At 55.9% G+C, this 23,248-nt stretch carries 20 protein-coding genes; 12 read left to right on the top strand and 8 right to left on the bottom strand.

The genetic code is table 11. The annotated features are described in order from the left end of the window. Positions 1-394: 394 nt before the first annotated feature. Positions 395-1,618, bottom strand: coding sequence for a lytic transglycosylase domain-containing protein (locus DK510_RS03790; RefSeq protein WP_370246169.1), 1,224 nt, complete (start codon positions 1,616-1,618; stop codon positions 395-397). A 199-nt stretch (positions 1,619-1,817) separates the two neighbouring features. Here DK510_RS03790 and DK510_RS03795 point away from each other — a divergent pair, with 199 nt between their 5' ends. From DK510_RS03795 to DK510_RS03820, 6 genes are read left to right on the top strand one after another with little or no spacing between them, the layout of a single operon-like run. After that, the gene (locus DK510_RS03795; RefSeq protein ID WP_200833203.1) at positions 1,818-2,780 is read left to right on the top strand and encodes a ubiquinol oxidase subunit II; all 963 of its coding nucleotides are present in this window, start codon (positions 1,818-1,820) and stop codon (positions 2,778-2,780) included. After that, entirely contained in the window at positions 2,777-4,867 is a 2,091-nt protein-coding gene (locus DK510_RS03800; RefSeq protein ID WP_109310971.1) for a cbb3-type cytochrome c oxidase subunit I, read from the top strand. Before DK510_RS03795 ends, DK510_RS03800 begins: the two co-directional genes overlap by 4 nt. Continuing rightward, positions 4,864-5,496 carry a cytochrome c oxidase subunit 3 gene (locus tag DK510_RS03805; protein WP_109310972.1) on the top strand — a complete coding sequence of 211 codons (633 nt, stop codon included), beginning with the start codon at positions 4,864-4,866 and terminating at the stop codon, positions 5,494-5,496. The genes DK510_RS03800 and DK510_RS03805 overlap by 4 nt, the downstream gene beginning before the upstream one ends. Then, the gene (locus DK510_RS03810) at positions 5,489-5,815 is read left to right on the top strand and encodes a cytochrome o ubiquinol/quinol oxidase subunit IV (RefSeq protein ID WP_058277205.1); all 327 of its coding nucleotides are present in this window, start codon (positions 5,489-5,491) and stop codon (positions 5,813-5,815) included. The genes DK510_RS03805 and DK510_RS03810 overlap by 8 nt, the downstream gene beginning before the upstream one ends. Before the next feature lie 33 nt (positions 5,816-5,848). Then, positions 5,849-6,829, top strand: a complete 981-nt coding sequence (locus DK510_RS03815) for an HlyD family secretion protein (RefSeq protein ID WP_109310973.1) — start codon at positions 5,849-5,851, stop codon at positions 6,827-6,829. After that, positions 6,826-8,349 carry a DHA2 family efflux MFS transporter permease subunit gene (locus DK510_RS03820; protein WP_109310974.1) on the top strand — a complete coding sequence of 508 codons (1,524 nt, stop codon included), beginning with the start codon at positions 6,826-6,828 and terminating at the stop codon, positions 8,347-8,349. The genes DK510_RS03815 and DK510_RS03820 overlap by 4 nt, the downstream gene beginning before the upstream one ends. Here the strand turns inward: DK510_RS03820 and DK510_RS03825 are convergent. Together DK510_RS03825 and DK510_RS03830 are read right to left on the bottom strand one after the other, a co-directional pair. Continuing rightward, complete coding sequence (locus DK510_RS03825) at positions 8,346-8,708, bottom strand: CrcB family protein (RefSeq protein ID WP_109310975.1); 363 nt, start codon at positions 8,706-8,708, stop codon at positions 8,346-8,348. The genes DK510_RS03820 and DK510_RS03825 overlap by 4 nt on opposite strands. Further along, a complete protein-coding gene (locus tag DK510_RS03830; protein WP_234998883.1) occupies positions 8,705-9,196 on the bottom strand; it encodes a CrcB family protein in 492 nt (163 codons plus the stop codon). Before DK510_RS03830 ends, DK510_RS03825 begins: the two co-directional genes overlap by 4 nt. A 132-nt stretch (positions 9,197-9,328) precedes the next feature. Here DK510_RS03830 and DK510_RS03835 point away from each other — a divergent pair, with 132 nt between their 5' ends. From DK510_RS03835 to DK510_RS03845, 3 genes are all read left to right on the top strand, one after another. Continuing rightward, entirely contained in the window at positions 9,329-10,909 is a 1,581-nt protein-coding gene (locus DK510_RS03835) for an FMN-binding glutamate synthase family protein (RefSeq protein WP_109310976.1), read from the top strand. Between the two features lie 61 nt (positions 10,910-10,970). Further along, on the top strand, positions 10,971-11,510 hold the full coding sequence (locus DK510_RS03840) for an RNA polymerase sigma factor (RefSeq protein WP_109311187.1): 540 nt from the start codon (positions 10,971-10,973) through the stop codon (positions 11,508-11,510). After that, positions 11,507-13,435: a VWA domain-containing protein gene (locus DK510_RS03845; RefSeq protein ID WP_109310977.1), complete on the top strand. Its 1,929-nt coding sequence runs from the start codon at positions 11,507-11,509 to the stop codon at positions 13,433-13,435. Before DK510_RS03840 ends, DK510_RS03845 begins: the two co-directional genes overlap by 4 nt. A 43-nt stretch (positions 13,436-13,478) precedes the next feature. On the opposite strand, the gene DK510_RS03850 is transcribed toward DK510_RS03845, so the two are convergent. From DK510_RS03850 to DK510_RS03865, 4 genes are read right to left on the bottom strand one after another with little or no spacing between them, the layout of a single operon-like run. Further along, the gene (locus DK510_RS03850) at positions 13,479-14,129 is read right to left on the bottom strand and encodes an ABC-type transport auxiliary lipoprotein family protein (protein WP_109310978.1); all 651 of its coding nucleotides are present in this window, start codon (positions 14,127-14,129) and stop codon (positions 13,479-13,481) included. Then, positions 14,126-15,442 (bottom strand): MlaD family protein, encoded by a 1,317-nt coding sequence (locus tag DK510_RS03855; RefSeq protein WP_109310979.1) that lies wholly within the window; start codon positions 15,440-15,442, stop codon positions 14,126-14,128. Before DK510_RS03855 ends, DK510_RS03850 begins: the two co-directional genes overlap by 4 nt. A 5-nt stretch (positions 15,443-15,447) precedes the next feature. Further along, positions 15,448-16,263: an ABC transporter ATP-binding protein gene (locus DK510_RS03860; protein ID WP_109310980.1), complete on the bottom strand. Its 816-nt coding sequence runs from the start codon at positions 16,261-16,263 to the stop codon at positions 15,448-15,450. Position 16,264: 1 nt separating this feature from the next. Beyond that, positions 16,265-17,389 (bottom strand): MlaE family lipid ABC transporter permease subunit, encoded by a 1,125-nt coding sequence (locus DK510_RS03865; protein WP_109310981.1) that lies wholly within the window; start codon positions 17,387-17,389, stop codon positions 16,265-16,267. A gap of 296 nt (positions 17,390-17,685) precedes the next feature. Between DK510_RS03865 and DK510_RS03870 the strand changes: the two genes are divergently transcribed. From DK510_RS03870 to DK510_RS03880, 3 genes are all read left to right on the top strand, one after another. Next, a complete protein-coding gene (locus DK510_RS03870; protein WP_109310982.1) occupies positions 17,686-19,218 on the top strand; it encodes an alkaline phosphatase family protein in 1,533 nt (510 codons plus the stop codon). A gap of 130 nt (positions 19,219-19,348) precedes the next feature. After that, positions 19,349-21,214, top strand: coding sequence for a PAS-domain containing protein (locus tag DK510_RS03875; RefSeq protein WP_234998885.1), 1,866 nt, complete (start codon positions 19,349-19,351; stop codon positions 21,212-21,214). Continuing rightward, entirely contained in the window at positions 21,214-21,912 is a 699-nt protein-coding gene (locus DK510_RS03880; protein WP_058274613.1) for a response regulator transcription factor, read from the top strand. The genes DK510_RS03875 and DK510_RS03880 overlap by 1 nt, the downstream gene beginning before the upstream one ends. A 71-nt stretch (positions 21,913-21,983) precedes the next feature. Here the strand turns inward: DK510_RS03880 and DK510_RS03885 are convergent, their stop codons facing one another. After that, complete coding sequence (locus DK510_RS03885) at positions 21,984-23,207, bottom strand: HlyD family type I secretion periplasmic adaptor subunit (RefSeq protein ID WP_234998887.1); 1,224 nt, start codon at positions 23,205-23,207, stop codon at positions 21,984-21,986. Between the last annotated feature and the right edge of the window lie 41 nt (positions 23,208-23,248).

The following is a 23,248-nucleotide window of genomic DNA, read 5'->3' on the forward strand; positions in this document are numbered from 1 at the left end:
TCCCGTTTTTTATTCAGCAACCCACGCGCATCCCTTCAGGATGGCTGAGGGCCACCATGTTTGTCCGACCCAGAAAGAGACCGGGACTGGTTCGAATTTTGCTTTTTCAGATCGCAATGAACACCGCGTCGCAGTCTTTCGGTTTGCAGTCGGGAACGTGTTTGCAAAAGTCGCCTTTCACTGATGTCGAACGTGGCATTATTTCAAAAAAGGTTAAAGCCTTTGCCTTAAAATTGGGCAACCATAGGTGGAATGTGAATGGAAACGGGGGTGCAGTGGAAATTTTATGTTGAAACTCGGAGGCTTCGTGACATTTTCGTGAAGGCTGCCGATTTTCGTTTGGTTGTTTCCGTCGGGTCAAACAGCTGAGGGGTATCTGGATCAGGGCGAATCGCTACTGTTTCAGGCTGGTCTTCATTCCCGCATCAGGAAAGCAGGTAGGAGCTTGGCCGATCGATTCTTGCCAGCGTCCGATCGAACGACGGGTTTTGAACCCGGGTAGGCCATCCGCCCCTCCGACGTCGTGCCCTTGTTGTTCCAGTGTGCGCTGCATGGCAGCGATATCGGATCGGTACATGGCGTCGATCTTGCCCCAGCGACCAGAAAAATTGCCAACGCCATATTGAATGCGGTCTCCGACGTGTCCAACGAACAAGGCATACAGATCGCTTTTGTTGTATTCCTTGAGGACATAGAAGTTCGGCGTGACGACAAAGGCAGGGCCGTTCCGCCCGGCGGGCATCATCAAATACCCATCTCCGGCCAGTTCATGTTTTGGAAACGGCTTGCCTGACACGCGCGCAATTCCCATTGCGGCCCAGTCCCGAATGGGTCTGCCTTGGTCAGGACCTTCCAGCGCGCAGGATATTGTGTCAGGAACAACGACTTCGAACCCCCAATCGCGCCCGGCCCTCCAGCTATGCTGCGCCAGATAGTTCCCGATAGAGGCAATTGTATCTTCGGCTGAGGTCCAAATGTCAGCTTTCCCGTCCGCGTTCCCGTCGGCCGCATAGGTCAGGAAATTGGAGGGCATGAATTGCGGTTGGCCCAAAGCGCCCGCCCAGCTGCTTTTCATTGTGCCCGGCGGTGCATCGCCCGCTTCGGCGATTTGCAGCGCCGCGATCAGCTCTTTGGTAAAATAGTCAACGCGGGTACTCATGAACCCTTTGGTGCCCAGCACCTGGAAGGTGTTGTGTCGAATGGGAACTTTCCCATAGCCGCTCTCACGACCCCAGATGGCCAGAATGATGCGGGCGGGCACGCCTGTTTCGGCCTCGACGCGCGCCAAGGTTGCGGCGTGTCGCCGGGCCATCTGCCGCCCGACGGATGTCGCGCCCTGAACGGAGCCCGCGTTGAAGTATCGACCCGGGGAGCCAAATTCAGCCTGTTTTTGCCGTTTCGGGGTTTTGATCGGTTGCCCCGGAGGCACCAGATCCGGCAATTTCCAGTTCAGCGTCACACCGTCAAAGGCCTGTTGCATCGTGCGCCTGGAAACACCCTTGGCTCTGGCCTTTGGCCAGATGGTGTCTTGCAGCCAAGACTGGAATTGTCTTTCAACCGCAGCACGATCTTGCGCGGTTGCACTTGTGGACAGGCACCAAAGACCCAGGACGAACATGATCCATCGCATCGCTTAAGGTCTGGCTTGGTCAAAGCCGCAAGTCAACAGCGGTTTTCCCGTGGTTTTGTCTGCGCCTATTCCCACCGTTGATCAGGGTCGGCGGCCGAGCACCGACCTATTTGGGAAAAAGCCTTGAGAAATTTCATTTGTCTGCCGATAGTTGGCGCGAGAGATTGCTTTAGGAGGACAATCAGGCGTGGCCCTATTCCGAATGTCACCAAAGGCGATGCAGGTTGTGATTGTCGCTGCGGCTCTCTCTGCTACGGCGCAAGCTGCCGGTGCAAGTGACAGTTTTATGGACCCACAAGGTCCGATTGCCGCTGTCCAAAAAGTGCATCTTTTCCGCGCAACTGTCCTGATCCTGTTGGCGGTTGTTCCGGTTCTTGTTCTGGTGCCGCTGATTGCCTTTCGGTATCGGCGGCGCAAAGAAGGCGGAGCCATATACCGGCCCAAGTGGGATTTCTCCGGTCCGTTGGAGTTCGTTATGTGGGGCGTGCCGGTTCTGATTGTCGTGCTGCTATCTTTCTATCTGTGGAAGGCGACCCACCGATTGGACCCATATTCGGATCGCTTTGGCGAAATGCCCGCGCTGAACGTTCAGGTCGTCGGATTGGATTGGAAATGGCTGTTCATCTACCCCGATCTTGGCATCGCCAGCGTCGGAGAGCTTGGCATCCGCGTCAAACAGCAGGTCGCAATGACACTGACGACCGATACTGTGATGCAGTCCTTCATGATCCCTGCTTTGGCAGGCCAGATTTATGCAATGCCCGGTATGACTACGGAATTGCATGTTGTGTCGGATGTGGCTGCAACAATGCAGGGCGAAAACACCCAGTATAACGGGCGCGGGTTCACCAAACAGAAGTTCCAAACCGTTGCCATGTCCGTCGAGGAATTCAACGAATGGGTCGACAAGGTGCGCAGTAACGGCATTGCGCTGAATGACGAGACCTATCGCATTTTGGCCATGCGGACGGACCGGGACGAGGTGCAAGCCGCGTTGGGAACCGCGCAAATGCCAGATAACGCGTTGTATTTCACGCTGGAGGACAGCAACCTGTTTCATTCAATTGTGCATCGGTATCACGGCAACAATGCTCTGACGGCCGACCAGCAGCCGGGGACGGTAGAATTCGGGCAGGAGGCGCAGCAATGACCACCAATGGTTCTGGCTTCTTCGGCCGCCTGAATTGGGACGCGTTTCCGATTACAGGGCTTATTCAGAATCCCAACACGAACGAGATTGTCGCCAACACTGCCGCTGCGATAGTGATTGTCGGTGTCATCGTCGTCGTTGGATCATTAACGTGGTTTCGCCTTTGGGGACCATTGTGGCGCGATTGGCTAACCAGTGCGGATCACAAGAAGATCGGCATCATGTACATCGTCTTTGCAATTGTCATGCTTGCGCGCGGCGTTTTGGAAGGCGTGGTAATGCGGGCGCAGCAGGCGGCCGGTCCGGGCGATGGATTTCTTGAGGCCGAGCATTTCGCCGAGCTATTTAGTACCCATGGCACGATCATGATCTTCTTTGTCGCCGTTCCGTTTGTGTTTGGGTTAGCGAATTTCTTGATACCGCTGATGATCGGTGCGCGCGATGTGGCCTTTCCTGTGATGAACCAGATCAGCCTTGGTCTGACCGTCTCAGCCGGGATGATGCTGATGGTGTCGCTTGTGGTGGGCGAGTTTTCGACCGGCGGCTGGACAGCATATCCGCCATATACCGGTGCGGCGTTCAATCCCGGTGTTGGCCCTGACTACTGGATCTGGGCGATCGTGGTCTCTGGTGTCGGAACCACTCTGACGGGCATCAATTTTGCTGTCACGATCTATAAGTTGCGCGCACCTGGCATGAAATTCATGCGGCTACCGATGTATTGCTGGACAATCATCTGTAGCTCGATCCTGATTGTCTTTGCCATGCCGCCTCTGGGCGTTGCCGCACTGATGCTGGCAGCGGACCGGTATCTGGACTTTCATTTTTTCACCAACGACCTTGGCGGCAACATGATGAATTATGCCAATATGTTCTGGCTGTTTGGTCATCCCGAAGTCTATTTGCTGGTTCTGCCGGCCTACGGTATCTACTCTGAGGTCTTCGCAACATTCTCGGCCAAGCGCCTGTATGGCTACAACTCGCTGGTTATCGCCACCATGTCGATTGCGGTGTTGTCATTCACTGTCTGGCTGCACCACTTCTTCACCATGGGTCAAAGCGCGCTGATCAATGCCGTTTTTGGCATCGCGACAATGCTGATCGCTATCCCGACCGGCGTGAAGGTCTATGACTGGATGGCTACCCTGTTCCGCGGGCGCATCCGGTTTTCGGTGCCGATGCTCTACGGGTTATCTTTCTTGATGTTGTTTGTCATCGGCGGGCTTTCCGGTGTGATCCTCGCAAACCCAACAGTGGACTATCAGGTCCACAACACGCTATTTCTTGTCGCCCACTTCCACAATGTCCTTTTGCCGGGTGTGCTGTTCGGACTGCTTGCCGGATACAACTATTGGTTCCCCAAAGCTTTCGGGTTCCGCCTGAACGAATTCTGGGGCCGCGTCTCGGTTGCGTTGTGGACCGTCGGGTTCATGCTGACATTCCTGCCGCTGTATTTCGTCGGCCTGATGGGAATGCCACGCAGGTCATTCAGTTGGGAGGACCCGAGCTTCCACCCGTACATGATCGTCGCCGTCGTCGGCGCGCTGATCATATTGGCGGCTTTGCTGTCGGTGATCGTGCAACTGTGGGTTAGTATCCGTGATCGGGAAAAGGCACGAGTTCCGGTCGGTGATCCGTGGGATGCGCATACGTTGGAATGGTCGATCCCGGCCCCGCCGCCTTCCTACAATTTTGCCATCATCCCCCATGTGACCGATCGTGACGATTTCGCTGCCGCGAAAGAGCGCGGCAACGCGTACCCGTCGCCAGATGCTTATGAGGATATCTCGGTTCCGCTGAACACTGGAATTGGGTTCAGTCTCTGCGTACTCAGCGGGGTTTGGATGTTTGCGCTGGTTTGGTGGATCTGGTGGCTGGCGGCGCTGATGACAATCTTTATGCTCGCGACCTTTATCGCATGGACGTTCAAGGCCGAAACAGAGCGGGTCATTCCGGCAGACGACGTGCGTAAGCAGCACGAAGCCTGGTTGGATCTGGTTCACAATTCTACGCCCGTAGATCGTGATCACGAAACTGCCCCGGAAAATCGCGGATTGCCCCGCCCTGATCTGGAGGCCGTGACATGAAACGCGCGCCCACCCACAGCTATCCCGGCCTGAACCTTGGACGGCGGCACGCAAGTGCCGACAAGGCAAGCGAAGTCGTCACCTTCGGGTTCTGGGTCTTTTTGATGAGCGACTTGGTTTATTTCGGACTGATGTTCGCGATCTACATCACGATGATTGATGCACAGGCCGGCGGACCGGGGCCACACGAACTATTCGACCTGAAAAGCATCTTTGCCCAGACACTTATTCTTTTGACCAGCAGCCTGACCGTGGGGCTGGCGATGCTGGCGCTAAAATACAACCTTCCGCGGTGGCGGATCGTATTCTGGTTCTTCGTGACACTGGTTCTTGGTCTCAGTTTTCTGGTTCTGGAAATGCGCGACTTCATGTCGATGGCCGAAAAGGGGGGTATCCCACAGCGCAGTGGGTTTTTGTCAGCATTCTATGGGCTGGTGCCTTTGCACGGTCTGCACGTCACGGCCGGGTGCATTTGGTTGATCGTGCTGGGTATTCAGCTACGAATTTTTGGCCTTACCGATTTGTTGATGTCTCGCGTGGTGCGGCTGGCGCTGTTTTGGCACTTTCTGGACCTGATCTGGATTGGCATCATCACTATCGTTTATTTCGGAGGGCTGACCTATGGATAAGCGCAGCGAAATGCATCGCCGCGAGCGTCGCCGCTATGTAATCGGTTATGGTGGGTCATTATTGTTGACCTTTGCAGTATTTGGAATCGCTTACCGTTTCGGTATTGAGACAAAGGGCGTTTACCTTGCAATCAGCCTGCTCGGATTGGCTCAGCTGATCGTACAGCTGGTTTATTTCCTGCACATCGACCGACGTCGCAGCAGCCGCGAAGATCTGGACCTTATCCTGTTTTCCACGATGGTGCTGCTGATCATCATTCTTGGAACTGTTTGGATCATGGGTAATCTGGCGGTTCGGATGCACACGTTTCCAATGTGACGTTCGGCCAAGCCAAATGAAGGGGGCTGGTTCATGAAATCTCTAAAGGTCGTTGGCGCGGTGGTCATCTTGGGCGCAATTGCCGTCGGGCTGCTGTTGTACTGGCGCCATCAGGAACGATACCCCTCGACCGATGACGCCTATGTGGGGGCGAATATCATATACGTGGCACCACAAGTCACCGGTCAGGTTGCCGAAGTGCTTGTGATTGAGAACCAGCCGGTCAAAACCGGGGACTTGCTGTTTACGATCGACGATACGCAATTCAAAGCTTCGGTTGATCAGGCCAAGGCCAATCTCGACAGCGCGGTGCAGCAGGCGCAGTCTTACGGTACGCAGATAGCGGCTGCGCAAGCGGTGGTCGAAAGTACCCAGTCGGCCTACAATACGGCTCAGAGCAATCTGGAACGTGCTAAGGCGCTGTTTTCAGATGGTGATCTGGCGCAGGCGTCACTGGATCAGACCAGTTCGGAATTTGCGCGCGCCGCGGCGCAGCTTACCACAAGCCAATCCGCCCTGTTGGCCTTGCAAAGCGGTCTGGCGGCCAAACAGGATGATATTCTGTCATCGCAAGCTCAATTGGAAATTGCGCAGGCCAATCAGAATTGGACCAAGATCTTTGCATCGGCAGATGGGTGGATCGCCAACCTGACACTCAGACCTGGATCGTCGGTTTCAGCCAACGCGCCGCAGTTTTCCATCGTCGAGTCGTCTGATTGGTGGGTAGACGCCAATTTCAAAGAGACTTCTCTGCCACGAATTCGTCCGGGTCAGCAGGTCACGGTAAAGATCGACATGATGCCGGGCGTCACCCTGACGGGCAAAGTTGCGTCAATAGGACGGGGGTCGGGGGATACGTTCTCGCTGTTGCCATCCGAGAACGCTAGCGGGAATTGGGTCAAAGTCACGCGGCGCTTTCCGGTGCGGGTTGAACTTGATCCTACGGATGCCCCCTTGCGCGTGGGTGGCAGTAGCAAGGTGACCGTGGATACCACACCGCAGGCCCAAAAATGACATCCCCGGCAGCAGGCCACATCAATCCGGTGATTGTGGTTGCTGTTGTCCTCAGCGCTGTTCTTGAGGTGCTCGACAGTACAATCGTCAATGTTGCGCTGCCCCATATTCAGGCGGCATTCGGGGCAACAACCGATCAGGCCACGTGGATACTGACCAGTTATATTGTGTCGGCCGTTGTGGTCATGCCGCTGACGGGCTTTGTCGCCCGCCGTGTCGGCCGTCGACGTCTGATCCTGACCGCTGTGACCGGGTTCGCGACGATGTCGGTCATGTGTGGCCTGTCCTGGAGCCTTGAGACCATCGTCGCCTTTCGCCTGGCCCAAGGCATGTTCGGGGCGTTTCTGATCCCGTTGTCCCAATCCATTCTATTCGACGCCTATCCCCGTGAAAAACGCGGGCAGGCGATGGCGGTCTTCGGTTTGGGAGTCGTCGTAGCCCCGGTGTTGGGCCCCACAGTAGGAGCAATCCTGACCGAGTATTTCTCGTGGCGGATGGTATTTTTTGTGAACCTACCGGTTGCCGCGATGGCACTGCTATTGTTGGCTGGAGAGTTGCCAGACGACGAAACCGAAGAGGTTCGCATCGATTGGAAGGGTCTTGCCCTTCTGGCCATTGGCATAGGCTGCCTGCAATTTGTTCTGGATCAGGGAGAGACCAAGGACTGGTTGTCATCGCGTGTCATTCAGGTTGCCCTCATCGCGTCGGTTTTGGGCGCGTTTGGGTTTATCATCCATGTGCTGACCACGGAAAAGCCGGTTGTCGATCTGCGCTTTTTTGCGGATCGCAATTTTGCACTGTGCAATCTGGTTATCGCCGGATTTGCCATTTCCCTGTTCGGCGGTATCGCGATCCTGCCAACTTTCGTTCAGAACTTGCTGGACTATCCAGTCATCACATCGGGCCACTTGTTTATCCCGCGAGGGGTCGCCGCCGGCCTGTCGATGGTCCTGACCGGCGCTGTTCTGGTTACGCGTTTCGATCCACGCGTCCTAGCGGGGCTCGGTATGCTTTTGACGGCTGTCAGCAATTTCATGATGGGGGCGCTCAACATGGATGCGGGATTTTGGGAGCTTGCCTGGCCAGGCGCCGTAAGCGGTCTGGGAATGGGGCTAGTGTTTGTGCCGATGTCGATATTGGCCTTCGAAAGCATCTCCAAACCGCGGCAGGATGAGGCATCCGGCCTGTTCAATGTGACCCGTCAGCTTGGATCATCGGTTGGAATTTCCTTGGTCGGAACTTGGGTCGTTCGGGGCCTTCAAACAAACACGGCAGTTCTCAGCCAAAACGTGACGCCCTATAACCCCGCCGCCCAAGACTATCTTGCGCCACTGAACCTGACGCCAGACAGTGCGCAGGGGGCGGCCATTCTGGGGCAGGAGATCGCGCAGCAGGCTGAACTGATTTCATATCTGACCGTCTTCAACAATCTAGGGCTTTTGGCCTTGGCGACCATTCCGCTGCTGTTCTTTTGCAAAGCACCTAAACCTGGAACGCAGGCGTCAGTACCTGCACATTAACCCATCAGGAACAAGCCAAATGCCAGCGCCGCCCAGCAAAGACCCAGGCTGAGCAATATATTGCCCGCCGCCAGCGCGACGGTCCGTTCGCGTCTGAGTTCCAGCGACTGATAGGCAAAGCTGGAAAACGTCGTGAAGCCGCCGCAAAAACCAAAAACCAGGCGTTTTTGTTCTTCGCCCATCTCTATTGATCCGCCGAGATAGCCGATCCACAACCCCAGCAGCAGACTACCCAGAATGTTCACAATCAGAGTTGAAAACGGCAGGTCATGGACAATCCGCAGAGCGATCCAGTGGCGCAAAACAGCCCCTAAACCGCCGCCTAATCCGAACATCGCGTGCAGGAACAATTCGCTCATTCAGTCGCCCTCGGTGGATGAAAGCGCCTTCCGATAGCCTCACCCAGAATGGCGGCTGCCAGTCCCGCCACGATTTCCAACGCAGCGGCCGAAGCCGCAACCCAGATGTTGGACAACGCCAACCGCTCCAATTCGAAAACAAATGAGGAAAAGGTCGACAGGCCACCACAAAAGCCGACAGCTCCAAGATGCAGAACATGGGCATGGACTCGGTTTCGCACCGAATACAGCCACCCCAGTATGAAGCAAGCCACTATATTGATGCCAAAGGTCTGCGTCAGAAATCCGGCATGCGGTATGCTCACCGAGAACAACTCGCGCAGCAGCGACCCTGCTGCGCCACCAATAAACACGGCTCCGAACATCAATGCCGTGGTCCGAACATGCGTTCGTTTCTGTGTCACAGCCTGCCGTCCTGCCCCTATCCCGTTTCTTCGGGCATAATAGCTGACGTTGTCCGGATCAACCGTGACCAATGTCCGCGCCATATTTCACATCTTCGCCCGATTACGTGAAGGCGGGCACAATCGCTTGCAATCTAACAGCGATTTGGCCCACGTTTGGCGAACACCTCGCCTGCTACAGCAGGCTGGAAAGCACGCGACCCTGGGAGAGCACGAATGATTGTACGCAGACTCTATTACTTCATTACATATGCGTGTCTGCCGCTGACCCTGTTGTGGGGTTTTTTCTGGCCGCCCGCCCATTGGTTGCTGGTGGTGCTCATTCCATATGCCGTGATCGGCCTTTACGACATGCTGACGACCAAACACAACGTGCTGAACAACTATCCGGTCCTGGGGCATTTCCGGTACATGCTGGAGTTCGTCAGCCCCGAAATCCGGCAGTATTTTGTGGAAACCAACGAAAGCGGTCGCCCTTTCAACAGGATCGTACGATCGCTTGTCTACTCGCGCGCCAAGGGACAGGTGGATACGCAGGCCTTTGGTACGCAATACGACGTCCTGTCAGTCGGATATCATCGTGCTAACCACTCGCTTGCGCCCAAGCATGTGGATGAAAGCGAAGAACGGATCATGCTGGGTGGGTCGCAATGCACGCAGCCATACAGTGCATCGCGGCTGAACGTCTCCGCCATGAGCTTTGGGGCGCTCAGCGCCAATGCGATCCGGGCACTGAACGGCGGGGCCAAGGACGGCGGATTTGCGCATAACACGGGTGAGGGTGGCCTGTCCCCGCACCATCTGGCCGAGGGTGGCGACATCATTTGGCAGATCGGAACAGGCTATTTCGGCTGCCGCACGCCCGAGGGTGGTTTTGACAAGGACCTGTTTGCCGAAAAGGCAAAAAAGGACGTTGTCAAAGCGATTGAAATCAAGCTGTCGCAGGGGGCCAAACCCTCGCATGGCGGGGTGCTGCCTGCCGCAAAAGTGGATCAGGAAATTGCCGAAATTCGCGGCGTGCCCGAACATCAGGACGTGATATCTCCGCCTATCCACTCTGCCTTCGAAGGCCCGACCGGTCTGATCCATTTTGTGCAGCATCTGCGGGAAATGTCTGGCGGCAAACCAATCGGGTTCAAGCTGTGTATTGGTAGACCGTCCGAGTTTATGGCGATTTGCAAGGCGATGCTGGAAACAGGAATCCTGCCGGACTTCATCACAATTGACGGTGCCGAAGGCGGTACCGGTGCTGCCCCGGTCGAATTCACCAACCGTTTGGGCATGCCGTTGAACGAGGCGCTGATTTTCGTAAACAACTGCCTGCGTGGCGTCGGTTTGCGCGACAATATCCGGATCATCTGTTCGGGTAAGGTGGCAACCGGCTACGACATGGTCGAGAAATTCGCGCTGGGGGCCGACATGTGCAACGCGGCACGCGCGATGATGTTTGCCGTGGGGTGTATTCAGGCGTTGCATTGCAACACCAACCGCTGCCCGTCCGGCGTTGCCACTCAGGACCCGATACGGGGCAGGGCGGTCAATGTTCCCCAAAAACGCCAGCGCGTACACCGCTTTCACGATGCGACCTTGGAAAGCTTCCGCGAACTTTTGGGCGCTATGGGCAAAGACAAGGTGTCCGAGCTTCACCCTGTAGATATCCGCCGCCGTACGGCAGACGAGCGGGAACGGTCTTATGCCGAACTCTATACCCTTATCGACGAGGGCGTTTTGCTGACAGACACAATACCGTCCGACTACGCGGCCGATTGGAAACTTGCCTCGGCGGATCGCTTTTAATTTTTTTGGAGATATCGCCAAGGATTGACGTTTTCGATCCGTCATACTCAGTGTGATGCGTATGAAAACATCGGATGAAGACTTGGCCAGGGCCGCCGCGGACGGGGACGCTGATGCGTTTGCGACCCTGTTGCAGCGCCATTACGAACGGGTCTTTCGTCTGGCTTTTCGTCTGACCGGACGGGCTGATCAGGCCGAGGATCTGACACAGGATATCTGTGCGGCGCTGCCCACCAAAATCGCGGGCTTCCGGGCGCAGGCCAAGTTCACGACCTGGCTCTACCGCGTTGTTGTCAACGCGGCCGAGGACGCCCGGCGTCGCCAGGCAAGTCACAGCCGCGCCGCCGCAGGGTGGGGTGATGTGGAGCAATTGCGCCGGGCAGAGGCGACCGAAACGGCCCAAGCAATGGATTGGTTGCAGCGCGCCATGCGGTCTCTGCCACCCGATTTGCAAGATACTCTGGCCCTGACGTTAGAGGATGAAATGACACACGCCGAAGCTGCTGCAGTTCTGGGCGTGTCCGAAGGCACCGTGTCCTGGCGCATGTCCGACATTCGCAAACGTCTGCGCGCCCTGCGACAAGAGGAATTGGCACAATGACCGATGATCTTGATGATTTCAAAGCCTTGATGGATGTCGCGACGCCGGCACCAGATGCCGAACGGCGGGCGAAAAACTTGAAATTGGCTCAGAAAAAATTTGCACACAACCAAGGATCGCATGCTGCTGTGCGTCCGACTGTTAAGCGAGGCCCAATGGCCCGCATGACAGAAGGAGCGAAATCCATGTTGAATGCCTTGTCCCATCGCGGCGCCCTGACCGCCACAACCGCAATTGCCGCTGTTGCGCTGATCATGTTCGTGCCGCAGTCCCGCGACATCGTTGTGCAGCCCCTATCGCGCAGTGAAAGCCCTGCGCCCGCACCCGAAGCAGATTCTGCCGCATTGGAAGATCTCGTCGTTGAGGCCCCGGTCGTAGTTGAAGAGTATGCCGCGCCCGTGCGATCCAAAGCGGCCGCCCCTCAGCAAGGCGTTTCGGGCTTGGTTGCTGAAAACACTGCGCGACTTGGCATCACTTCGGGCGATGCCACTCATATGATGGTTGAACCAGAGGTGGGAATTCTACCCTTCCCGGATACCGAGGCGTTTTCAAACGCTGAAGCCAATCCTCTGAAAGTCACCAGTGAAGAGCCTGTTTCCACCTTTTCAATTGACGTCGATACGGCCTCCTATTCGATCGTCCGGTCCTCTCTTATGCGCGGTCAGCTTCCACCCAAGGATGCCGTCCGTGTCGAAGAGATGGTAAATTATTTTCCTTACTCGTATCCCGCACCAGAAGGGGACGCGCCGTTCCGGCCGACGATCACAGTAACACCGACGCCTTGGAATGAGGGTACTCAGCTTGTGCATGTCGGTATCCAAGGGGCATTGCCGCAGATTGAGGACCGACCGCCGCTTAATCTGGTCTTTCTGATCGATACCTCGGGATCGATGCATGATGCCAACAAACTACCACTGTTAAAACAATCGTTCCGTTTGATGCTGTCAGAGTTGCGAGAAGAGGACGAGGTCTCGATCGTGACCTATGCCGGAAGCGCGGGGCAGGTTCTGGAACCCACCGCGGCCGTGGAACGTGACAAAATCCTCGGCGCGCTCGACCAGTTGGAGGCAGGCGGTTCGACCGCAGGTCTGGCCGGGTTGCAACAGGCATATCAGGTAGCCGAAAGCATGAGCGCTGACGGTGAGGTCACGCGCGTCATCCTGGCAACGGATGGCGACTTTAATGTTGGCTTGTCTGATCCTGATGCGCTGAAAGACTTCATAGCAAATAAACGTGACAGCGGTACGTTCCTGAGTGTTTTGGGTTTTGGCCGGGGTAATCTGGACGATGCCACGATGCAGGCACTTGCCCAGAACGGAAACGGACAGGCCGCGTATATCGACACGCTGAGCGAGGCGCAAAAAGTCCTGGTCGACCAGTTGACGGGCGCATTGTTCCCAATCGCAAACGACGTCAAAATCCAGGTTGAGTTCAACCCGTCACAAATCGCCGAATATCGCCTTATCGGATACGAGACGCGCGCGTTGCGTCGGGAAGATTTCACCAATGACAAAGTGGACGCCGGCGATATCGGCGCAGGCCACTCGGTTACGGCGATTTACGAGGTCACGCCTGTTGGTTCAGACGCGATCCTGAACGATCCGTTGCGTTATAATGCCCAAGTGGTACGTGACGGTTCGGATGAGATCGGGTTTTTCAAACTGCGTTATAAAACGCCGGGGTCCGACCAGAGCCGGTTGATCGAACAGCCCATTGCGGCGACGCAGGACGAGGTTTCAGACGATGTCCGCTTTTCCTATGCCATCGCCGGGTTCGGGCAGTTATTGCGCGGTGCAGAATATCTGGGGAACTGGTCCTACGACGATGCGATCGGATTGGCAAACGCAGCCCGCGGTGAAGATCCCTTTGGGTACAGGGCCGAAGCTGCCACGCTCATGCGGCTTGCGCAAACGTTGTCACGGTAACAGCGGGCAATGGGGCGCTGCGTTGGGCAGCGCCCGTGTCCCGTCAATACGATCTTTGGTTGTTGGCCGCATGTGTGTTGATCCGGCGCACGCTCCACTCTACGGCGTCGCGCATGGTCCTGCCCAAAGCATCGTCAAAGGCTTTCACAAGGTCAGGCGTCGCATCGCTGGCAGAGGCAACAACTTCCCGAAATGAACTAGACGCGATGATCTTGTCTTCGAATTCATCAATGATCTTAATGTTCATGCGCACTTCGACGCGGATGGTTTTTGTCCCCTCAACATCGCTGACGACGAACCCCTGAAATTCGCGTAGGTCCGGAACGATGACATAATCGGCGCGCAGGCCCACGGTTGAGCGACCAACAGCGGCCACCTTGCCACTGTTTTCATAGCTTTCGACCAACAGCGCCTGTACGATAAGCGGTGCACGGTCGACCCATCTGGCGCGCGGTAGGTATTGCACCTGCAATGGGGTCGGCTGAATAGCGATCTGATCGGTATTGACCGCCGCCGTTGCTGTCGGTTCCTGTACAACGATTTGTTTCTGGACGCGCGGCAACGAAGACGAAAAGGTGCTTTTCGGCGTCAAAAGATACAGGTCGTTTGGCTTGGATGCCTGCCTCAGCGTGCCCAACCCAGTGCACGCGCCCAGCGACCCCAACGCCAGAACCAAAAGAAACAGCCTGATCATTGGCGAAACTCCGAAGCTTGGGTTCCCAGTAAGAAGCGTGCCGGGTCACGTTCGACCTTGTCCACCAGCCGATCCAGGCTGATTACCAATCGTTGCGACTCTTCTACGAAACGTGTGAATTGCGGCAGGCCGACGCGGAGGAAGTCGGACAATTGCCGTCGGTTGTCCTGAACGATGCCGTCGATGGTGCCCAGCAACTCGGACGCCGATCGCGATGCATTGAGGATATCGGCCGAAATTTCGTCCAACTTGCTTGTGACATTAGACACTGTTGAGGCGACCTGATTGGCCGCATTGCGGATATCGTCCATGACTGCGCCGACGTCTTTGTTGATGACCTCATTGGCCGAGTCAAAAGCGCGTTCCGCAGAAGCCAATGTGGTGTTTGCTGTATCCATCGCTGCCGTGATCGACCCCAGTGTTTTGTTTGCATTCACAAAGGTCTCGGTCGCGGTCGCCAAGGCAACGCTGCCTTCGTCGGACAGGCCGGTCAGGCGTTCTGCCAATGTTGAGGCTCGATCGATAAATGGTTTCACGTCGTCCTGTATTATGCGATCGGCCGATTCAATTGTTGTCTTGGCGCTGTTCAGTGTTTCTGTCGCGGACTCAGATGCAGTTTTTACGCTTTTGAGTGTGTCTGTCCCTGTCGTCAGGGTGGTTTCGGCTGTATCGGCCAATTTATCAAGCCGCGTTGTAAAGTTGCCCAGTTGCTTGGCAGCGCCGCCAAGGTCGGTGGACAAGCTTTCGAAATCTGTCAGCGTTTTGTCCAGCCTGCCGGACGCAGAAGCCAGGTTGTCCAAAATTTCGCTGACGGATTGGCGGTTCTTGTCGTCAACGACCGAGTTCAGACTTTCAAGCAGGGTAACCGCCTCATCCAGAACTTTCGGGGCGCCTTCGAACAAGGATTGAATTGCGCTGCGCTTGCTTTTGATTACGCTGTTTTCCGGCAAGGGTTTGTCGCCGCTTTTGCCACCTGTCAGCTCAACATAACTGACGCCTGTAACACCCAGAGATTGTAGCTGCGCGATTGTATCTTCGGTGACGGGTATGTCGGCATCTACTTCAAGCTTCACGCGCACCTTTGACGGATCGTCTTCGTCCAGGTTCAACGAGATCACCTGACCAACGGGCAAGCCATTGAAACTTACGCCACCTGCGGAGGAGAGGCCCGATACGTTTTCGAACAGAACGTCGTAATATGCGTATTGGCGCGACACCTCGAATTTCGCGAGCCATAGGAAAAACCCGAAGGCACCAAGGATGCCCGCGATTGTGAACGCTCCAATCAGGATATAGTTTGCCCGGGTTTCCATAGCCTTTACCTGTCCTGCCCCTTCTCTTGCGCCGCGCGGGCCCGGGGGCCGGTGAAATACTCTTGAACCCAAGGATGGTCGACTTTGGTCATTTCTTCAATCGGACCTTCAACCAGAACCCTTTTTTCTGCGAGCACTGCGACCCTATCGCAAATGGCATAAAGACTATCGAGGTCATGCGTGACCATAAAGACGGTCAAGCCTAAAGCATGCTGCAATTCACCGATCAACTCGTCATACGCCGCCGCGCCGATTGGGTCGAGGCCGGCGGTTGGCTCGTCCAGAAATACGATCTCGGGGTCCAAAGCCAAGGCGCGCGCAAGGGCGGCGCGTTTGCGCATCCCGCCGGACAATTCGGAAGGCAATTTACCGCAACTGAGTTGTGGCAATCCGACAAGGCTGATCTTCAGGTTGCCAAGCGCACACATCAGGCTTTCGCTCAACCCTGTATGTTCGCGCAGCGGGGCCATCACGTTCTGCAAAACCGTCAATGAGGAAAACAAAGCCCCATCCTGAAAAGCAACACCCCAGCGGCGCTCGATCCGGCGGCGTTCCTGCTCTGGGCCGTTCAACACGTCGACACCCAGCACCTCGATGCTGCCTGCCGCAGGTTTGTTCAAGCCCACAATCGTGCGCAGCAATACCGATTTGCCAGTTCCCGATCCGCCGACAATGCCCAGAACTTCACCACGCCACACATCCAGATTTAGGTTCTGATGTACAACTTGCGGACCAAACTGGTTTGTAAGATTGCGAACGCGGATCACCGCTTCGCGTTGAACGTCGGATTTAGATGTCTGTTCCAGCGTCGTGCCGTCCATCTCAGACCTCCATCACCGAAAAGAAGATCGAGAACAAAGCATCCAAAGCGATCACCAGAAAGATGGATTGCACGACCGAAGCCGTGGTTCGTTGCCCGACGGATTGGGCAGACCCCTTGACCTGCATGGCCTGCCAACAAGCAATTACGCCGATGACCAAAGCAAAGAAGGGGGCCTTGATCATGCCAATTGCGAATTGCCAAATACCGGTGTTCTCTTTTAGGCGTGTGACGAACATGCCGGGGCTGACACCAAGGTCAATCCAACTCATCAATCCGCCGCCGATCAGGGCGGCAAGGTCGGCGATGAAACCAAGGATCGGCAGCATGATCAACAGGGCAACAACACGCGGGATCACCAACACCTCGATTGGGTCCAAACCCAACGTGCGCATTGCGTCGATCTCTTCCTGAACCTTCATCGAGCCAATCGAGGCGGTAAAAGCCGAGCCTGAACGCCCAGCAACGATGATCGCTGTCAGCAAAATGCCGAGCTCACGCAAAACTGAGATCGAAATCAGTTCGACCACGAAAATCTCGGCGCCGAACTGCTTTAGCTGGGTCGCGCCCTGAAAGGCCAATACGACGCCGATCAGGAACCCCATAAGGGCAACGATCGGGATGGCCTTGAGTCCGGTCTCTTCCATTTGCGAGACCAAGGCCGCTTTGCGCAGACGGTGCGGCATTAGAATTGTACGGACAAGGCGATGCAGCGTCAGACCCAGGAAGCCCAATAGGGATAGCATGTCTTTTCCGGCCTGGGCGGTGCGTTCCCCGACACTTGCGACCCAGTCGGTAAAACTGCGCTTTTTAGTTGCCACACCGGGGTCGTCGGGAATGTTTTCCGCCACAGTCTCTAAAAGAGCGGAATGAGCGGGCTTTAACCCTTCATAATGTACGTTTGCTCCACTTGCCTTTGCGCGCCGCGCAACATCGGCAATCAGCCATGCGCCACCGGTATCCAGTGCTCCGACCTTCGAAAGATCGACAGTTAGTTCGCTACTGTCTGCTCGAAACCCTTCAAACGCCTTTTCGACCATGTCCAGGGATTGAGTCACCAGATCACCCGAAACCCGCAGGTAAACGCCGTTGGCGTCACGGTCCGACTGTATCACTGGCTGCGTCATGAGCGTATGTGATGGCAAAGGACATTGACCTGCAACGGATTTTTGCGAACTACGTTGTATTTCTTGCCGCTCAATAGCGTCTAAGTGACATCGCCAGACACCAAAGTCATGGTTGTGGTCGGTTTTGTGCTCAACTGGGCCGACCGGTGCAAGATCATTTCAAATTAATCTGTTGCTTCTGTTGCAAGGGCGCGCGGGGCGAAAATCCGATGGGTTGTGACTCAGGTATTGCGGGGTTCTGCGAACCAAGACAGAGTTCGCTCTGGCGCCACTGACGTGGAATCAGGGAGAGCGAAATGCGGCACGCTAAGAATGTTTTGTTCATCATCATAGATCAGTTGCGCGCCGACTGTCTGAACGGCGCTTTAGCGGCCCATGTCGATCTGCCAAACCTGCGTGCATTCATGGACGAGGCGGTGACGTTTGACCGGCATTTTTCGGTGACCAACCCCTGTGGCCCTTCGCGTGTGTCAATCCTGACCGGGCAATATGCGATGAACCACCGGTCGGTTCGCAATGGAACCCCGTTGCGGCATGATACCCCGAACATCGCGACCGAAATGCGCAAAGCCGGCTATCTGCCCATGCTGTTTGGATACACGGATACATCCGCCGACCCTAGGGTACATGATCATAACGATCCGATCCTGAAATCCTATGAACACCCAATGGCTGGGTTTCATGAGGTCCTCGAAATGCGGTTGGAGGAATCCTATCCTTGGCGCGGACATCTGATGCAAAAGGGTTATGCGTTCGAAGACTACTGGGACGTTCACAAGCCGGTCGCGCCGGATGGGGGTGATCCCCGATTGAATGACCCTGCGATGTATCGGGCGGAAGACAGTGATACCGCCTTCCTGACGGACGTGTTCTTGAACAGCATGGCGCCTTATGTTGGCCAAGACTGGTTTGCCCATCTGACCTATATTCGACCACACCCGCCATTGGTCGCCCCGGCACCCTACAACGATATGTATGACCCAGCGACCCTGCCTCGGCCCGAAGGGTTCTCCAATTCGTTGGATGAGCGGGCGATGCACCCGTTTATTGGCCCGACAATTGACAATACGTCTGCCGGTGATTTTGTTCTGGGCTTTGACGGGGTTGAGCCGACGCTTGAAAACACCCAATCCCTACGCGCCGTTTACTTGGGCCTTGCGACCGAGGTTGACCACCACATCGGGCGTGTCGTCCAGTTCCTGAAGGATAGCGGCCAATACGACGACACGTTGGTTGTCATCACTGCGGACCACGGAGAAATGCTGGGCGACCGACACAGCTGGGGCAAGATGGCGGTGTTTGATGCAGCCTATAAAACACCATTGATGATCCGGGACCCGAACAATCAATCGCGGGCCGGATCAGTGATTTCCGTACCGACGGAATCCATCGACATAACGCCGACAATACTGGATTGGGTCGGCCAGCCGATCCCAAATTCCATGGACGGTCGATCGTTGCTGCCGCTGATGCAAGGGCAAATCCCCGAAGATTGGCGCACATATTCCTTCAGCGAATTGGATTTTGCCGAACCCGAGCAGCCAACAATCTGGCAGCAGGTTTTGGGTACGGGCAATAGCGATTCATGTCTGGGCATCCTGAGGGATGAGCGTTTCACTCTGGTCGAATTCGCCGCAGACCTTCCGCCCATGCTGTTTGATCAGCAAGATGGTGGAGAATTGCGGAACAAAGCAAATGATCCCGAATGTATGTCGGTCTTGATGCGCCTATCCAGACAAATGTTGCGCCATCGGATGCAAAATATGGATCATACGCTGTCCCTGGATTCCATTACGGTGGATGGTCCCAAGACCAAATCCAGGTATTGAACGCCAAATATGTGCGGCCCGTTGTTCCAATCTGTCGCGCTCTTGCCCTCTACACCTGTTGCAGATCCGGTGTTACGCATGTGTCGCGGGGAGGATGGGTTTGGAAATATCCGAGCAACAGATAAAATCTATGACGACAGCTGGTCTGAACCTGATCGGCCAGGCCCTGTCGATCTATGACAGTCAGCTTCGGCTGGTGGTCAGCAATCGCCCGTTTCAAACGATGTTTGATTTGCCGGACCATCTTGTCCAGCCTGGTGCGTTGTTCAGTGACACAATTCGACACCTCGCATCCAGTGGCGAATACGGCGATGTCGATGATGTCGAAGCGGCTGTCGATCTGCGTGTCAATCAAGCTCTGACCTTCGAATCTCACTATATTGAACGTGTTCGGGCCAATGGCCAGGTCATATCGGTCGAAGGGGCCCCTCTGCCCAAAGGCGGATGGGTGGCGGTCTATACAGACATCACCAATACGAAACAGGCTGAGGCGCTGTTGCGCGCCCGTTCCGAGGAGCTGTCTGGTCAGTTGCTCGACCGGGCTGAAGAACTGTCAGCAACGAATAGAAAGCTGGCCGCAACAAATTCGGCGCTGGAAGAAGCCAAGCGCCAATTGACCGAGATCGAAGCGCGCACCCGTATGACGACCGAGATGATGCCGGCCCATATTGCACATCTGGATGCCGATGGCCGTTACGATTACTCCAACCGGCGGCTAAACTCGGTCATGCCAGGTCGCCCGTCCGAGATTTTGGGTATGCATATTTCTAAGGCATTGGGATCTGCCGCTTTTAAACGGGTCCAGGCGCATCTGCAAAAGGCCTATGCCGGAGAAACCTCTGTTTTCGAATTTACCGAAGATCAGGATTCCAGGCGCATTCGCGTATCCTTCACACCTGATGGCGAAGGTGGTGTTTACATCATGTCCGTCGATATCACTGAGGAAACGCAGGCGCGCGTCGCGCTGCAACAAACCCGCCGCCGCGCGATGGCCGCACAAATGACCAGCGGGTTGGCGCATGATTTCTCGAACCTGTTGACTATTATCCTGGGCATGCAGTCCCGATTGGAAAAGATGGATTTGCCGGAAGACGCCCGTGAGCTGATCGACGCGACCAAGCAGACAGCGCGCAGGGGCGGACAATTGCTGAACCGGATCGCCGACATGACGGGCAACCGGACACCTCAACCCAAAGCGACGGACATGCGCGGGTTGCTCGAGGATTTGCGCATTCTGGCCTCTCCATCCTTACCGCGCGGGGTTGGCTTGTCGGTGGTCAATGCGTTGCCGGACAAAGCCCTTATGCTGGATCCCGGGATGGTTCAGGATGCCTTGCTGAACTTGGTTTTGAATGCGCGCGATGCTTGTGGAGAATCCGGTCAGATCACAATCAGCGCCCATACCATCGGTGAGATATGGACCGAAATCGCAGTGTCAGACACTGGCCCCGGGTTTTCGAAAGATGCGTTGGAAAAGGCCTTAAACCCATTTTTCACAACCAAAGGCGACAAAGGGTCGGGCCTTGGTCTGCCGATGGTCTACGACACCGTCAAGCTGGCCGGGGGCGACCTGAGTTTGCGCAACACCCCGTCAGGTGCGTCGGTTATTTTGCGACTGCCATACCGTGCGGCCCCGCCGGTACAGGAGGGGTTGGTTCTGTTGGTCGAAGACAGCAACGATCTGCGCAGTCAGTTCCGCGATATGTTGGTCGACATCGGGTTTGCAGTGATCGAGGCGACGTCATGCGACGAAGCCATCGCCCTGGCAAAAGATGTCAAAGACATTGCTTTGGTGCTGTCCGATATTCGCCTTGAAGGGCAGGAGACGGGTTTGGATCTTTTGGCAAAACTGGAGCCCGCCTTGCCCCGTATCCTTATGACATCCTTGCCTTATTCCGATCCGTTGTATCGCGAGGCGCTGAAACGTGCGCCGGTGCTGCGGAAACCCTTTACCCGGGCGCAACTGTCCGCCCTGATCCGTGACGAGGCTGCCTGATGACTCAACCGCTGGTGACCATTGTCGATGATGAGCCCGAGATACGGCGCATTCTGACCGACGCGCTTGAAGAAGCAGGCTTTCGCACCCAGAGCTTTGCGCGCGCGCGGGAATTCGAAGCGTCGCTCAAACGGGTCACGCCGGACGTATGTCTGGTTGACTTGTCATTGCCGGATACGGACGGGTTGGCACTGGTCCATCGGTTGGCGCTGGAGCAGGGGGCTTCGGTCATTATCATATCCGGTCGTGCTCAGGTTCAGGATCGTGTCACCGGTTTGGAACTGGGGGCGGATGACTATATTACCAAGCCATTCGACCCGGCCGAAGTTGTGGCACGCATTCGGGCGCGGTTGCGGTCTCCCAAGGCGCAGACCACACAGTCTGACGTGGCGCGTTTCAACGGTTGGACGGCTTATTTTGATCGCTACATCCTAGAAGACGGATCCGGCGCCGAGACCCCGTTCAGTCATGCAGAGGGCGAAGTTCTGAGGCTGTTTCTGGAAAGTCCCAAGCGATTGATCAGCCGCACTCAGATGCAAGATGCCCTGGGTGGCGCTGCCGGCGACAGTTTCGATCGTGCGATGGATGTCAGAATTTCCAGGTTGCGGACCAAACTGGGCGAAGACCCCAAAAACCCTCGCCTGATCAAGACTATCTATGGTGCCGGATATATATTTTTGGGTGATGTTGAATGGTAAGCAATGGTCTAAACGACGTCCTGCCGCGTTAATACTTGGGGCCCCAGTTTGTCGTTTGACGCTGCACTTTTTTATTCGCGCAGAGCGCGATCCTTGATCTTGATTACGGGTTGCAAAAGGTAGTCCATAACTGTTTTCTTGCCTGATAAGATATCCACTTCGGGAATGATCTCGACGGCAACGCCGCTTGCGTCCAGAATAGCGTGACGTGTCTGGATTTCGATGACGAATACCTCTTCATCACTACGTTCCGGCTTTGTCACCGTGTTCGCGCCTATGCGGGTGATCTCACCATCCAGCGCGCCGTAACGCGCAAAGTCATAGGCCGTAATTTTCACCTTAACTGGCTGGCCTGCGTGCAAAAACGTGATATTTTCTGGGCGAACATAGGCCTTGACCAGAAGCCTGTCGTCTAGTGGAACAATCTCGATCAGCTCTTCGCCGCTGCGTGCCAAACCGCCAATCGTTGTCCGGTGAACGCGATTTACGATTCCCCGCACCGGTGATCTGATCTGCGCGCGATCCGCGCGGTCTTGCAAGGCCGGCAAAGACGGCCGAAGTGCTGCGAGTTCGGCTGTTGAGACGGCAAGGTCGGTCAGAGCTGCGCTCTGGAACCTGCTATGTGCCGCTTGAATACGATCGTCGATTTCTTCCAATCCGGTTTTCAACCTTTTGGTCACTGCAACTGCACGGTTCTTGCGACCCTCCCATTCGGCGGAACTGCGGCGCAGCGACAAAAGCGTTGTCGCAGGCTCCATCCGTTTTTCCACCAAGGGGGTCATGATGGCAGGTTCTTCGGCCAGAATCCCAAGCGTCTCTTCGGCTGTCACCTGGTCCACCAGTCCTTTCTCATACTCGCGGTGGCGCTGCTCACGCTGTCGCTCCAGAATGGCAACTTCAGCAGCCAGTTCCGCCTGACGACCCTGATACAAAGCAGTTTCGGATCTGACGACTCCTGGCGCGCCTTCAATTAGCTCTTCTGAGAAGGTAAGCTGGGTGCCGTCAATCTCTACCTGCAATCGTTGGGCACGAGCCATTAATCCATACGCGCGCTGTTGTTCCTGGCTCAACTGACTGTCGATTTGCGTTGTGTCGAACTCCATCGACAGTGTTCCCTTGTCGACAACCAACCCTTCCGCGACGTGCAAGGCTTGCAATACTCCGGGTTCTGTTGCCTCGATTAGTTGAACGTCTGCCGACGGCACAATCCGCCCGTCCACGCGGGTCACGTCGTCCAGTTCCGTCATATAGGCCCAAAGCCCGGCGGAGACGAGACGGGCAAGGATAACAAGCAACAGGAGAGACCCCCCAACGGAGATTTTCCCCGCATTTCTCT

Source organism: Ruegeria sp. AU67 (assembly GCF_900312795.1).
Classification (GTDB): Bacteria; Pseudomonadota; Alphaproteobacteria; order Rhodobacterales; family Rhodobacteraceae; genus Ruegeria; species Ruegeria atlantica.